This is a genomic window from Williamsia deligens (assembly GCF_024171765.1).
Lineage (GTDB): Bacteria > Actinomycetota > Actinomycetes > Mycobacteriales > Mycobacteriaceae > Williamsia_A > Williamsia_A deligens.
The window spans coordinates 1,221,329-1,235,143 of sequence record NZ_JAMTCI010000001.1 but is presented as its reverse complement, the minus strand read 5'-3'; the positions used below and the strand labels follow the sequence as shown (position 1 = coordinate 1,235,143).

14 protein-coding genes and 1 pseudogene are annotated in these 13,815 nt (G+C 68.9%); 4 read left to right on the top strand and 11 right to left on the bottom strand.

What is annotated here, in order from left to right:
* Positions 1-8 precede the first annotated feature (8 nt).
* Positions 9-1,091, top strand: coding sequence for a DNA polymerase domain-containing protein (locus LX14_RS05910; RefSeq protein ID WP_253646321.1), 1,083 nt, complete (start codon positions 9-11; stop codon positions 1,089-1,091).
* A gap of 9 nt (positions 1,092-1,100) precedes the next feature.
* On the opposite strand, the gene LX14_RS05905 is transcribed toward LX14_RS05910, so the two are convergent.
* The gene (locus LX14_RS05905) at positions 1,101-2,240 is read right to left on the bottom strand and encodes an acyl-CoA dehydrogenase family protein (protein ID WP_253646320.1); all 1,140 of its coding nucleotides are present in this window, start codon (positions 2,238-2,240) and stop codon (positions 1,101-1,103) included.
* Positions 2,241-2,391: 151 nt separating this feature from the next.
* Between LX14_RS05905 and LX14_RS05900 the strand changes: the two genes are divergently transcribed.
* Positions 2,392-2,799 carry a DoxX family protein gene (locus LX14_RS05900; RefSeq protein ID WP_253647904.1) on the top strand — a complete coding sequence of 136 codons (408 nt, stop codon included), beginning with the start codon at positions 2,392-2,394 and terminating at the stop codon, positions 2,797-2,799.
* A 90-nt stretch (positions 2,800-2,889) separates the two neighbouring features.
* On the opposite strand, the pseudogene LX14_RS05895 reads toward LX14_RS05900, so the two are convergent.
* Positions 2,890-3,660 (bottom strand): annotated as a pseudogene (locus LX14_RS05895) (DMT family transporter); the annotation flags it as partial.
* Between the two features lie 107 nt (positions 3,661-3,767).
* Between LX14_RS05895 and LX14_RS05890 the strand changes: the two are divergent.
* Complete coding sequence (locus LX14_RS05890) at positions 3,768-4,346, top strand: TetR/AcrR family transcriptional regulator (protein WP_253646319.1); 579 nt, start codon at positions 3,768-3,770, stop codon at positions 4,344-4,346.
* Between the two features lie 24 nt (positions 4,347-4,370).
* On the opposite strand, the gene LX14_RS05885 is transcribed toward LX14_RS05890, so the two are convergent.
* The 7 genes from LX14_RS05885 to LX14_RS05855 all read right to left on the bottom strand — a co-directional run bounded on the left by LX14_RS05885 (position 4,371) and on the right by LX14_RS05855 (position 10,612).
* Positions 4,371-4,955: an Rv1733c family protein gene (locus LX14_RS05885; protein ID WP_253646318.1), complete on the bottom strand. Its 585-nt coding sequence runs from the start codon at positions 4,953-4,955 to the stop codon at positions 4,371-4,373.
* 97 nt (positions 4,956-5,052) lie between these two features.
* Positions 5,053-6,288, bottom strand: a complete 1,236-nt coding sequence (locus tag LX14_RS05880; RefSeq protein ID WP_253646317.1) for a glycosyltransferase — start codon at positions 6,286-6,288, stop codon at positions 5,053-5,055.
* A complete protein-coding gene (locus LX14_RS05875; protein ID WP_253646316.1) occupies positions 6,285-7,304 on the bottom strand; it encodes an alpha/beta hydrolase in 1,020 nt (339 codons plus the stop codon). The genes LX14_RS05880 and LX14_RS05875 overlap by 4 nt, the downstream gene beginning before the upstream one ends.
* An 86-nt stretch (positions 7,305-7,390) precedes the next feature.
* The gene (locus LX14_RS05870; RefSeq protein ID WP_253646315.1) at positions 7,391-7,786 is read right to left on the bottom strand and encodes a hypothetical protein; all 396 of its coding nucleotides are present in this window, start codon (positions 7,784-7,786) and stop codon (positions 7,391-7,393) included.
* A gap of 386 nt (positions 7,787-8,172) precedes the next feature.
* Positions 8,173-8,703: a hypothetical protein gene (locus tag LX14_RS05865; protein ID WP_253646314.1), complete on the bottom strand. Its 531-nt coding sequence runs from the start codon at positions 8,701-8,703 to the stop codon at positions 8,173-8,175.
* Between the two features lie 507 nt (positions 8,704-9,210).
* Entirely contained in the window at positions 9,211-9,711 is a 501-nt protein-coding gene (locus tag LX14_RS05860) for a hypothetical protein (protein WP_253646313.1), read from the bottom strand.
* Between the two features lie 319 nt (positions 9,712-10,030).
* Complete coding sequence (locus LX14_RS05855; RefSeq protein WP_253646312.1) at positions 10,031-10,612, bottom strand: hypothetical protein; 582 nt, start codon at positions 10,610-10,612, stop codon at positions 10,031-10,033.
* A gap of 436 nt (positions 10,613-11,048) precedes the next feature.
* Between LX14_RS05855 and LX14_RS20900 the strand changes: the two genes are divergently transcribed.
* Entirely contained in the window at positions 11,049-11,747 is a 699-nt protein-coding gene (locus LX14_RS20900) for a GAF and ANTAR domain-containing protein (protein WP_253646311.1), read from the top strand.
* Positions 11,748-11,968: 221 nt separating this feature from the next.
* Here the strand turns inward: LX14_RS20900 and LX14_RS05845 are convergent, their stop codons facing one another.
* Positions 11,969-12,907 (bottom strand): 3-hydroxyacyl-CoA dehydrogenase NAD-binding domain-containing protein, encoded by a 939-nt coding sequence (locus LX14_RS05845; protein ID WP_253646310.1) that lies wholly within the window; start codon positions 12,905-12,907, stop codon positions 11,969-11,971.
* Positions 12,904-13,815, bottom strand: coding sequence for an SMP-30/gluconolactonase/LRE family protein (locus LX14_RS05840; RefSeq protein ID WP_253646309.1), 912 nt, complete (start codon positions 13,813-13,815; stop codon positions 12,904-12,906). Before LX14_RS05840 ends, LX14_RS05845 begins: the two co-directional genes overlap by 4 nt.

Genomic DNA, 13,815 nt, shown 5'->3' with positions numbered 1-13,815 from the left:
GTGGACCCATGGCGAAGACCCCGGCGACGACGGTGGACGCAGGCGGCCGTGAGGTTCGCGTGTCCAGTCCCGACCGCGTCGTCTACGAGGCGACCGAATCGACCCCCGAGGTCACCAAACTCATGGTCTGCGAGTACTTCGCATCGATGGGTGAGGCGATGATGCGGGCCGTCGGCGACAGACCCATAGCGATGGAGCGCTGGCCGGACGGCTGGCGGGAGGGCATGAAGCTCGCCACCGGTCCACAGGACCGGGACGCGGACGGTTTCTATCAGAAGCGGCTGCCGAAGGGCGCGCCCGACTGGTTGCGGACGGTGCGCGTGCACACACCCAACGGTCGGCCGATCGACGAGCTGTGTCCCCATGAACCGGCGGCGATCGTCTGGGCGGCGCAGATGGGGACGCTGACCTTCCACCCGTGGCCGGTGACGACGGCGGACCTCGACCATCCCGACGAGCTCCGCATCGACATCGACCCCCAGCCGGGGACGACGTTCACCGACGCCCGCCGGGTCGCGCTGGTCGCCGGCGAGCTGCTCGAGGAGCTGGGACTGCGCGGGTACCCGAAGACGAGCGGCAACCGGGGCATCCACATCTATGTCCGCATCGCCCCGCAGTGGTCGTTCGAGGACATGCGGCACGCGGCCATCGGATTCGGCCGCGAGCTCGAGACCCGCGACGACTCCGTCACCACCGCCTGGTGGAAGGAGGAACGCGGTGCGCGGCTGTTCATCGACTACAACCAGAACAACCGTGACCGCACGATCGCGAGCGCGTGGAGCCTGCGGCCCCGCCCCGGCGCGCCCGTCTCGACACCGATGAGCTGGGAGCGTCTCGCCGACACCTCCGACCCCGCGGCGTACAACCTGTTCACAGCACCCGAGTACGTCGCCGACGGCGACCCGTGGGCCGGCATGAACGACACCGCCTACCCCCTCGACCCGTTGCTCGAGCTGTGGGAGCGACTGCCCGGTGGCGAGCTGAACTTCCCGCCCGACTACCCGAAGATGCCCGGCGAACCGCCGCGGGTGCAGCCGTCGAAGAAAGTCGCCGAGCACTGGGACGCCGACGGCAACAAGATCGACGGCTGACGTCGACGATCAGCGGGCGAGGGTCCGGCTGATCACCAGGCGTTGGATCTGGTTGGTGCCCTCGAAGATCTGGGTGATCTTCGCCTCGCGCATGTACCGCTCGACGGGGTAGTCGCGGGTGTAGCCGTACCCACCGAAGACCTGGACCGCATCGGTGGTGACCTTCATGGCCGCATCCGTGGCGACGAGCTTCGACACCGACGCCTGCCGCGAGTACGGCCGCTGCGCGTCGCGCCGACGGGCCGCGTCGAGGTAGGTCGCGCGCGCGGAGTCCACGGCCGCGGCCATGTCGGCGAGGAGGAACCCCAGCCCCTGGTGGTCGATGATCTTGCGCCCGAAGGTGGTGCGCTCGTGCGCGTAGTCGACGGCGGCGTCCAGCGCGGCCTGCGCGAGACCGACCGCGACGGCGGCGATCCCGAGGCGACCCGAGTCCAGGGCGCTGAAGGCGATCTGCAGACCCTGGCCCTCGTCACCGATCAGTCGATCCGCCGGGACGACGGCCTTGTCGTAGTGGGCCGCGGTGGTGGGCACGGCATGAAGGCCCATCTTGTCCTCCGGCTTACCGAACGACAGGCCGTCGGTGTCCGACGGGACGAGGAAACACGAGATGCCCTTGGACCCCTCGCCGGTCCGCGCGAAGAGACTGTAGAAGTCGGCCACACCGCCGTGGGTGATCCATGCCTTCGTCCCGGTGACGCTGTAGTGATCGCCCTCGAGCACGGCCTTGCAGCTCAGCGCGGCTGCGTCCGACCCCGCCTGCGGCTCCGACAGGCTGTACGCCCCGATCATGCTGCCGCTCAGCATGTCCGGCAGCCACCGCTGCTTCTGTTCCTCGGTACCGAACGCGGCGAGCGGGTGACACGACAGGCCGTGGACACTCGTGGCCACCGCCACCGTCGCCCACCGGGCGGCGAGTTCCTCGAGGACCTGGAGGTACACCTCGTAGGGCTGCCCACCGCCGCCCCACTCCTCCGGGTACGGGAGGCTCAGCAGTCCCGCCTCACCGAGGGTCGCGAAGACACCGTCGGGATAGGTGGCGGAGCGTTCGTGCTCGTCGACGATCGGCGCGAGGACGCGGTCGGCGACATCGCGGGTCAGGTCGATCAGATCGTGCGCCTCCTGGGAGGGAAGGAGTCGATCGACGGCCATGGTGGCTCCTCACAAAGCGGGCGGTGGTGCAGTACCCGCAAACTACCGGCGTGGTGAACGCCGACCCACAACCGGACACACGCATGCGCGAGATGTCGATCCCTTACCGTGGGACACGACATCCCCCGGCGATGGAGGCCTCGTGCTCTGGTTGCGCAACGCCCTGCGTGGGGTCCTCGGTGGGTTCCTGATCTTCGCCGGTACTGCGCACCTGACCTTCGCGCGCGACTCGTTCGACGCGCAGGTCCCGGGGTGGGTGCCACTGGACACCGGGTTCGTGGTGATCGCGTCGGGGATCGTGGAGATCGTCCTCGGCGCCGCGCTGATCCTGCTGTATCGGCACAAGGTGGTCATGGGGTGGATCGTCGCGGCGTTCTTCGTGGCCGTGTTCCCCGGCAACATCGCGCAGTACGTCGATCATCGGGACGCTTTCGGTCTCGACACCGACAGCGCCCGACTGATCCGGTTGTTCTTCCAGCCCGTGCTGATCGCGTGGGCCCTCTGGTGCACCGGCGCGTGGGCGGCTGTGCGCGGTCGTCGGGTCCGCGAGACGGCGTGACACCCCGGCGCCGGTCCGATCGCGGCCGGCGACGACGGCGACCGCCAGCACGCCGATGATCATCCCCACCGCCGTTGTCGCGGGGAAGGACTCGCCGAACGCGATCGCTCCCCACACCGCGGTGACCGGCGCCATGAGGAACATCAGCGTGTTGACCCGGGTGACGCCGATGCGCCGCAGCAAGAGCCAGTAGAGCCCGTAGCCCCCGAACGTCGGCAGTACCACCAGCCACGCCATCGCGATCCAGAACGACGGCGCGACGGGCGGCACGGCCTGTCCGGTGACGACGGCCAGCGCGGTGAACACCACGGCACTCGTCGCGCAGTGGATGGCGAGTGCGGTCAGCGGCGGCACCGGTTCGGCGTCACGTCGCTCGACGACGGTGGCGGCGACGAGGGACAGCATCCCCGCGACCGGGATCGCGTAGGACCACCACGGGGCGGTGCCGTTCGTGCCCGCGTCGGCGAGGGTGACCACAGCGACGCCGGCGAGCCCGAGGACCAACCCGAGCCACTGCCGCCCCGACACGACGACCCCCAGCAGCGGCCCGATCACCGCCGCGGCCACCAGGGGCTGGATGCCGTCGACGAGTGCGGTGGTCCCGGTGTTCACACCGAGCGCGATCGCCCAGTACACGGACAGCAGGTAGCCGCTCTGCGAGAGCAGGCCGATCGTCACCTGCCGGGCGAGAGATCGCCGGCCGGGCACTGCGCCGCGTCGCCGGGCGAGCAGCCACGCCGGCAGCGCGAGCACCGCGGCGAGTGGGAGGAACCGCCACATCAGGACGGTGGCCACCTCGGCGTCAGCCGCGCCGAGCTTGGCGCCGATGAACCCGCTGCTCCAGCACAGGACGAACAACACCGACAGGCCGACCGTCGCGACGGTGCCACCGCTGATCGACGCGGGAACTTTACCGATCTGTGAAGTAGTCACCGGGCAGACTTTACAGATCGGTATAGTCAACGTCCATGAGGTCGCAGGACTCGATGACGAACCTGACGCCGGGAGCGCGACGCATCCTCGACACGGCGTCGACGCTCTTCTACGACCGCGGCATCCACGCCGTCGGGGTGGACACGATCGCCGAGGAGGCCGGCGTCACGAAGAGAACCCTCTACAACCGCTTCGGGTCGAAGGACGTCCTCGTCGAGATGTATCTGCGGGGCCGCGACCGCCGCTGGCTCGCGCTGCGCACCGAGTCCCTCGACGCGGCCGGCCCGGACCCGATCGACCGCCTGCGCGCTGTGTTCGACGCGTCGGCGGGATGGTCCGACAGCGACGGCGGGAGGGGGTGCGGGTTCACCAACGCCCACGCCGAGTTCAGCGACCCGGCCCACCCGGTTGCGAAGCTCGTCTCGGCGCAGAAACAGGAACTGCTCGACCTCTTCCGGGGCATCATCGCCGATGCCGGAGTGGCCGACGACGGCGTCGCGGAGGCGATCCTCGCGCTCCACGAAGGTGCCCTCGTCGCCCACGGGGTCGGCGTCGGAGCAGACCCCTGGGGCAGCGCGAGGGACGCGGCGGTACGTCTGGTGGCCTCCGCCTGAGTCACCGGGCGACGGTGGAGCGGGTCAGCTCAGCAGTCGGGCGAGGTCGTCATCCCACTGCGCCATGCGCGCCCGATCGCACCGGGTGGTGACCCACGTCCGGAGCGCCAGGAAGACCGCGATCACCAAACCGACCAACACGACCGCGACGGCGACGCCGGTGACGCTCGAATCCGCACGCAGCGGGAGGGGCGGTGTGGGTTCGCCCTTGTCGTCGACGGTCAGCAACAGCTTGCTACCGGACTGCGTGCCCGGCGGGACGACGATGCGGCCCGTGTGGGTGGTGCCGCGGAAGTCCCAGTGGGCGACCACCGTTCCGATGTCGTCGCGTCCCAGGGTCGAGGCGATCGGTGTCATCGGTGGTGCGGACGTGTCGGTGGTGGCGTTGACCATCGTGATGGTCGGCGTCGGCGCAGGATCCTGCGACGCCCAGATGATGATCCCGGGGACGACGGCGAGGGGCAGCAACACCATCGCCATCAGGATGAGCAGCAGATGCTGTCGGCGCTCGCGGACGTCGACGTCCCGCTCGAGTGGATGACGGCGGGCAGCCTCCGGGCGTGCGACGAAGCGACGGTGTGTCGATCGTCGCGTCTTGTCGCCGGACATCGTCTCGCTCTCCTGGAGTACCGCTCGGGACTACGGATCTCGAAACCAGCGTAGGCGATGTCCGGATCGTCCACGTGGTGTCCGGCCGACCATCACGTCATGCGGCCCGTCGCCGCGCGGACGCGGCGAGGTGGTCGAGCGCATCGGCGGCGCGTCTGGCCGATCCGTCGGCGTCCATGACCCGTGCGACGTCGCGCACCCGAGCGCGCAGTCCGACCGCGTGATCGACCGCGTCGCGCAGGCTGCGGGTCGTCATCGAGCGGGGCAGGAGCCGGACACCGACACCCGCCGCCTCGACGCGGACGGCGACGTCGCGCTGATCCCGACCGAACGGGACCACGACGAGCGGGACGCCATGGGCGAGGGCCTTCTGCGTGATGCCGAGGCCGCCGTGGGTGATCACCACGTCCGCGCGGGCGAGGACCTGATCGTGGGGCAGCAGGCGCGCGACCGTCGCCGACGGATGCGCGGTGAAGCGAGCTGGGTCGTGGGCGCCGGTGGTGACGACCGTGTGCAGGCCGCTGTCCGCGAGCGCGTCGAGAGCGGTGTGGGCGAGTACCGCGTCGTCCTGTAGCTCGGTGGAGCACGTCACCAGCGCGAGCGGTCCGCTGATCGCGGCGACGCGGGGGTCGGGGTCGGCCGGCGGCCCCCACAACGACGGGCCGACGGTCACGATCGACGACGGCCACGTCGACGACTGCTGCTGCAGCGGCGGGCCGCAGAGGCTGATGACCAGGGGCGCACCCCGCACGATGTCCTCGGTGTGCGCCACCGGAGGGAGGCCTCGACGATCACGCAGGTCGTTCAGCGGTCGCAGGAACGCGCGGTCCCACACCCCACGGGCGACGGCACCGAGAGCGGCGTCGCGGGCCCGCCACACCCGACCGGGCCGCACCCGCAGACCGAGACCCGGCGGTGGCCCGTCGGTCCGGAGCGGGAGGAAGGTCGGACTCCAGATCGCCCACGGCAGGCCCGACGCCTCGGCGGCGAGGTGCGCGCCGGTCGCGGACACGTCCGCCATGACCACATCGGGGGCGTGCTGGGCGATGAGGTGGGAGAGGTGGTCGAACTCGGCGTCGGCGCGGGCCACGAGGCGGTCGGTCAGGGCGCGCACGCTGCGGTGGTTGCCGTCGTGGTGATCGCCGGGGACGGCGTTCTCCAGCGCGGGCGGCAGCGGGGATGCACCGAGGCCGAGGTCCCACAGCATCGGGACCTCGTCGGCGATGGTCGCGAGGTGCACGTCGTGGCCGCGGGCGCGCAGGGTGAGTGCCGTCTCGACGATCGGATAGAGCAGTCCCCGTGCCGGCGACGTCAGCGCCAGGATGCGGGTCACCGCGTCGCTCCCACCGGGCAGGTGACCGCCGCTGCGGTTCGGTTCCGGACGGTGCGGACGAAGGTCGGATCGGTGCGGAGTGACCACTGCGGGCCGACGAATGCCCGGCAGGCGGTGACGTCGCCTGTCGTCGCGAGGAGGAACGCGAGCGCGGCCCGGGTGAACGGGACGGTGGCGACGGGATCGACGCTGACGAGGTGTGGCGCACCGTGGGCGACGGCGAACCAGGCCGGGCCGTCGATCCGATCCTGGACGATCGAGCCGATCGGACCCGGTCGCGATGTCCGGTCGGCGTCGCCGGTGACGGTGAACGTGGGGGCGTCGACGGCGGCGGTGACGGTGTGGACGTCGGGTTGCAGTGCGAGGACGGCTGTCAGTCGGACGCCGTGAGGTAGCGCGAGATCGGGTGGCGTCGGCAGTCCGCGCCGGGCGGCGCCGTCCAGTCCGGCGGCCTCGATCGCCTTCGTCGCACCTGCGGAATGCCCTGCGAGGATCACCGACCTGTCGTCGACACGCCCGAACACCGGTGAGCGCGGGTCGCGGTCCGCGGCCAGTGCTCGCCGGACGCCGAGGAACGGGCTGCCCGGGAGGATCTCGTGCCGGATCATCGCGATGGCGACGACGAAGCCGTAGCCGGCCCAGTGGCGCGCCAGCGCGGCGAAGTACCCGGGGTTGGCGCCGTCGCCGGGAACGAACACGACGAGTGGTCGTCGGCCGGGTGCGGTTGTCGGGTAGTAGAAGTCGACGCTCGTCTCGGGACCGCCGAGGACCGGTTGGGTCGTCGTGCACTGCAGTGGGGTGCGCGCGCCCTGCCGCCGCGCGTCAGCGTTCTGATCGGCCGCGCCCGGGCCCGAACAGGGAACGGTTGCTGCCGTCGATGCGACGACGAACGGCCCGGGTCGGGCGAGGTCTCGGGGTGCTGTCCCGATGGCGTCGACGGGCGTGGCCGACGCGGCAGACACCGCGGACAGACACATCAGCGCCACCGCCGTGACGAGAACGAGCAACCGCGACATGGGCTTCCCCGAACCTGACATTCATCTTCGCGAATGGACGATCGTGAGAATAAGTCGACGGTGGCCCCGCCGCAGCGCGAGAGATCTCAGCTGCTCCCGAGCAGCGGCCGTGGGGTGTTCGGGGTGTCGGGTGGGAGCACGCGGAGGACGCCGGAGAGCTCGAACCGGAGCGTCGAGGCGGTGCGGGTCGTCGTCAGCTGGACGCGCTGGTATCCCCCAGTGTCCGGGTCGATGAGCGTTCCGAAGTCGGGGCTGTGGAACCTGGTGAGCTTCAGTGTCCCGGACCCCGATGGATCATCGCCGGAGGGCCGCGAGGACACGAAGTCGCCGTGCAGGAAGACCCCGTCCTCCCCGGGCACTCTGAGGGAGACGAAGGTGGTCGGAACGATCTGGGTGCCGTCGAGTTCAGGAAAGCCCATCCGCCACGTGAGGAGAGCGCCGTCGCCGACGAATCCTTCTGAGTTTCCGCGGTCCGTCGTCAACACACTTCGTCCCGCGGGTGGGTCGCTCCACCAGGGCCCGGACCCGGAATCCAGATCACCGGTGCCGACGAACGAGAACGGTTTGTCGACGACTCGTGGATCGGTGGAGGGGAGGTGACGGGGGGCCGTGATGTCTGCGGTCGCGGGAGCTGCGACGGACCCCAGTGTGATCACCGCAGCAATGATCGCCACAGGGAGACTGCGCCGGGGCGAGCGGCCCGCGCCAGTTGTCCGCCGCTGTGTCGGAGGCGTCGTCGGGTCGACCTGGTCGTGATCCGAAGGCTTGGACCGAAGCCACATCGTCGTGTCCTTTCGTGACGTTGACCGTATGTCTGGGCGAGCGGATGGGGGCGCCGTCACGACAGCGGTCTCGGCTGCGAACGCAGCTAGCTGCTCCCGAACACAGGTGCACCTGAGTTGGGTGTGTCCGGGCTGTAGACACTGAGGGGTCCACCCACGAAGAACCTGAACAGATATGGGTCGCTGAACGTCTGCACCTGGAGCGAAAGTCGCTGCCCTGTCTGGGTCAGCACTCCGAATCGGGGGTCGAACATCTTGTCGACGAACAGCTCACCGAAGTCGTGGTCTTGTTCAGTACGAATGGTGAGACGGCCCTGGATGAAGATCCGTGACGTCGGGCTGGAGGGGCGAACCGTGAGAATACGATTCGAGCCGTCAGTCGAGGTCGATGTGGTGCTCCACTGCACGTCGATCGGCGTCGAATCGAAGCCCACCGAATTCGCTGGGCCCCCATCGAGTCGGCATGTGCCGCTCGATTCGTCCCAGGCGCAGCGCGCGCCGCTCTGATCCCCGCCGCGGGAAGCGTAGATCTGGAAGAGCGTGGTGACCGGCGTCGCGGCCGGGGGTGTCGCGACCGCAGGTGCTGCACCGACGACGGCGACGGCGACCGCCGACACGAGGAGAACCAACGTCGTCGAACGAACGCAGGAGATTGTCGCGGAGACACGTCGGTGTATCCGATCGGATTTCTGACCTGTGGTGAAAATCGTCAGCCAGCTTTCTCGGTGGTGTCGTTGTTCAACGCGCATGGCCGATTTCGCCGACTCGGCGCGCGACGGGACAGCTCGACTTCATGCGGCGTGCACGCCCACACGGCCGTCGACCCACCTCCCGGCAAACGATTGCAAGGAGCTCGCGAGAGGTCTGGCTTGTGGTCGGCAGGCGCGCAGCCGCTTGCGGGCAACCGTTTCGGACGGTACGCGGGACGTGCATTCATTGTGCAAACCTCTGTCAGAGGAATTGTCGGCTGAGAGGCGCGCCCACCGAGGCCGGCTTCCCGATCCTTGAGCGATGCCTGCTCACTACTCATCGACAGCGCCTCGGGACACATACACCGCCGAGAGGAGCGCCACTGCGCTCCACCACTGACTTGAGTCGCGCCGGCACGGAGTCGGCGTTCGCGTTCATCGAACGACGAAGCAGTCTTTGAACTTCCCCGGCGCGGGGTCCACGCCACCGAACTGCTCGGTGGTGCAGCGGACGCTGGGGCCATCGACGACTTTCTGCACGAACGCGGTTCCCGTTCCGAAGGCGACTGTGGTTCCGTTTTGCACCGAGCACGGCAGCGACTCGCTCGCGCAGAACCGGTAGTTCTCAGCGGGCGATGTGGGAAGTGGTCCGAGTTTGGGACGTGGCATCAGTACTGCACCGGTGATTCGTTGCGCGCCGTCTCGTCCATCCGCGCACGTCGTGTTGCCGCCCCCGTCGCATTCCGCGCCGACCGTAGCGAAGCCGGGGACGATGGTGGGTAACGACGTGAAGCGGATCTGCACCGTTGCCCGCTGTCTTGTGGGTGTGGTGAGCTCGAACCGGTACAGGGCCGTCGACGGGTCGTAGAAGCACGAACGGAACGGGTTGCCGTTCCCGCTGTCCCAGAAGAACCCTCGTCCTCCTGGGTCGGTCACGCAGTCACCCCCGAGATACGTTGCACCTCAGGTGGTTCCGACCTCGAGCCCGGACAGGTCAGGGTCGATTTTGGTATAGACACCGTACCCGCTGGGTGTAGGCCCCGATGGCGGTGTCGTTCCCGACGACCCGAGGTCGATGCCGAGCGGCACAACGGGCGCAGCCGACACCGCGGGCATGAGGAACGCGCCGCACAGAGTCACACCGGCCGCGACCACGGCGACGCGAACGAAGTTGTGTCCGATCATCCAGGTTCTCCTGCTCTCTGGGACCGGCCCGGTACGCAGCCGCGCGTCGAGGTCGCCGTGGTCGTGGCGTTCACGAGTAGGTGACGGTGTCGGGCGTGGCAGCACACGCCATGGGGGTGTTTCCTCGCTCCCAGTCGGGGTCCGACGAGCAGGTCACCTTCGGTGCCGGTGCGGTGGCCGAGTCGGTGACCTCGAGTCGGAAGTTGCCCGTCAACCGCTGGTTCCCCGCTTTGAGGATCAGCTGGAACAGCACGTAGCCCTTGGTGCAGCCACCGCTTCTGACCACACGGAAAACGATTGCCGCAGTTCTCGTCTGCGGGAACTCGTTCTCCTGGGTGGCGTAATCCGGTGACACGGGTCGCAGGCACGAACTCGCACGCACGTTGAACGTTGCGTAGCTGATGTCAGTGGCGGCCCCGGTGTACCGGATGGTCAGGGTGTGCTCCACCGGCGACCCGGTGGCGGGCGGCGACCCCACGCCCGGGGCGACGGAACTCGATCCGAGATCGAGAGCACCGAGAACGTCGTCGAGAGGCGACGCGGCCGCACTCGCCACCGGCGCCACCGACATCGTCGCGAACACCAGGACGGCGATGACCACGCCCCGCAACCTGCGCAGGGTCCGTCGAGTGATGGTCACCGCAGGGCTCACGGCATGCTCGATGGATCGGTTCGCCGGTGAATCACAGGCGACGCGCTTACCAAGACTCCACCCGGAACCTGTCATTGCAGTCCTCACCTCGTCCGGTCGGCCGACGCTGCAGGGGAGCGGGATCACCGAGAACCACCTGATTCTCCGCAACCGTAAACCTGCAACGGTGCACCCGTGATCAAAATTCAGGATTGAGAAGTTCTGTTCCGTCAGATGGTTCTCAGTACAGACAGCAGCGCGCAGTTCGCTGACCGATGGCGACGGCGGATGGGAGTGCGCTTCCGAGGCCAGGATGCTCGACTCGACACGTTGACGCGGCCCGTACACTGAGGTCTGTTGATCTGACTAGCTTCGTCACTGCCGTTCGGGCGGCGACGGAGCTCGCAAGAATTGTCCGCGCCCGCCGGTCAGTGCGACACCTACGCAGGGATCGCACGTGACCACTCCTGATTTTTCCGCTGTTCAACTCGCGATCAACGCTTTTGCGCGAGATCTTCACGCCGACGCTGTCGATTCCGGCACCGTCATAGCCCAGATGACCGACTATGCGCTCGGCGTCATTCCCGGTGCCGAACACGCCGGTATCACTGTCGCCACCGCGAACCACGTCACCACCCCGGCCGCGACCACCGACTTTCCCGTGACGCTCGACGACATCCAACGCGAACACCGCCAGGGGCCCTGCCTGACTGCCGCAGCCGGCGCCCTCCTTGTCGAGGTGACAGACCTCGAGACCGAAACCCGTTGGCCGCTCTACCGCGTCGACGCCCTGGCACGGACACCGATCCGGTCGATCCTGTCGCTACAGCTGTTCAGCAGCACCCGCACCCGGGCCGCGCTCAACGTGTATTCCGGCACGCCGCACGCTTTCACCCCCGCCGCACGCGACATCGGAATGACCTTCGCGACCCACACTGCCATGGTCTGGGATGCCGCACGACGGCAGGAGCAATTCGAGCGCGCCCTGGCCAGCCGCGACATCATCGGCCAGAGCAAAGGGATGCTCATGGAACGTTTCGACATCGACAGCCAACAAGCCTTCGACATGCTGCGAGAACTGTCCCAGGACACCAACACTCTCGTTGTCGACGTCGCGCAGCGGCTCGTCGACATCGACCATCCCGCGCAGAGCTGAATCCCTTGCCCGCCCCGACGAGCGGGTCACCTTGTTGTACGGCGGCGATCGAACACAACGTGAAATCCGTTGGAGAACGCCATCGCAACGGTGAAGAAAAGGACCCACAAGCTACTTGCTGAACCGACGGGGTTGCGCCTTCACATCACCTTGTAGCCATCAGACGCAACCTGCCCTGCAATGTCCTACCTCGTGAGCGTACGCCCGTCCGGACATGGTTCCTACGCCGGCGCATCCGCAGGGCTCGGAGCGGAGGCGCCGCCGTCATCGGCCTCGAGCGCCGCCAGCACCGCGCGGGTGCGCCGGTCTCGACGAGCGCGGAGTTCCTCGTACACGGCGTCACCGGTGCCGTAGGTGTCCTCGACGGCAGTGACGAGACGCTCCATCGATGCGGGATCCGTAGCGGGCACGCCGGGTTCGATGCCGCCGGTCTGCGCGCCGACCCCGGCGAGCAGGTGGCGGATGCCGCCCGGGCCGCCGCCGAGGACGTTGCCCTCGAACAGCCCGATGGTCGCCCACCGCAGACCCAGCGAGTTCTGCAGGATGGTGTCGAGGTCGGCGGGGGAGACCACGCCCTGCTGCACGAGATACCGCGCCTCGCGGGAGATGGCCCCCTGCAGTCGGTTCGCGACGAAACCGGGGAGCTCCTTCGCGATGACGACCGGTTCGCGTCGCAGTTCGCGGTAGTGAGCGACAGCCCGCTCGGTGGTGTCGGGCGCTGTCCGAGTGCCGGGCAACACCTCCACGAGCGGCATCAGCTCCGGTGGGTTGAACGGGTGACCGACGAGGAGCCGGGCAGCGACATCCGCGTCGAGGTCGACGGCGATCTCCGACGCGGTGATCGACGAGCTGGAGGTCGCCAGGATCGCGTTCGCGGGAGCCGCAGCGCCGATCTCGGCGAACAGCTCCTGCTTGATCGCCAACCGCTCGGGTCCGTTCTCCTGGACGAGGTCCGCGTCACGGACGGCGTCGGCCAGGCTGTCGGCCGCGCGCACCGACGGGTCGTCACCGAACTCCGCGGCGACGATCTCGGCGAGATCGGGCCGGGGGTCGGTGATGGCGACGGTCCAGCCGTGCTCACGGGCGAGGCGCGCCCACGACAGACCGATGACGCCGGCACCCACGATGGCCACGGTCTGACCGGTGCTGCCGCGGCTCATGACGCCACCCCCACGATCCCGGTGAACGCGCTGCCGTCGACGGTCGCGACGACCCGCTCGGCCGGGGCGCCGTCGCGGATGGGCACGGCCCGCACGCTGCCGTCGAGGGCGGTCACGTAGGCGACGCCCGCGTCGGTGTCCACCGCGAGTCCGATCGCCTCGGCGAAGTCCTTCGCGAGGACCGTCGGCTCGACGCCGGACTCACCGACAGCGGGGACGGGCGCGCTGTTCAGCGTGTTGCCGAACGGGGCCGCGCCGCGATCGGTCCAGAACAGGGTCGACGACGACGCGTCGAACCACAGGTCGATGGGCTCGGGGAGATCGGACCAGAGGGTCTCGACATCTGTGCGGGTCTCCGCGGTCTCGCCGTCGGGGATGTCGATGCCGGCGCGGAAGATGCGTCCCGCATCGCCCTTCGCCGGGCCCTTCTGTGTCCAGTAGAGGTGGCCACCGGCGACATCCACCGCGATGCCGACGCACTGGTCGTGGATGTCGACGAGGCCGGTCTCGGGATCACGAGGTCGGACCACGAGGTCGGTGACCTCGCCACCGTCGACGGCCACGCGGCTGATGCGTCCGCCCTCGCGGTCGCCCCAGTAGAGATGGCCGCCGGCGAGATCGAGCTGCTTGCCGGTGGTGATCGCACCGTCAGGAAGGACGGTGGTGACATCGGAGCCGTCGGTCCGCGCCGAGCGGAGGCCGCCGTTGCGGGCGGTGAAGTCGGATCCCTCGTCGCCGCGAGTCGGGCGGCCCATCAGGGTCCACCAGATCCGGTCGGTGGCGGCGTCACGGACGATGCCGTCCGGGGCGGGCCCGGTGTCGGTGACGACGGTGCTCACGGCACCGTCGAGGTCGACCCGGCGGATGGCACCTCCGGCGATGTCGAGGACCAGCAGATGGTCGAACAT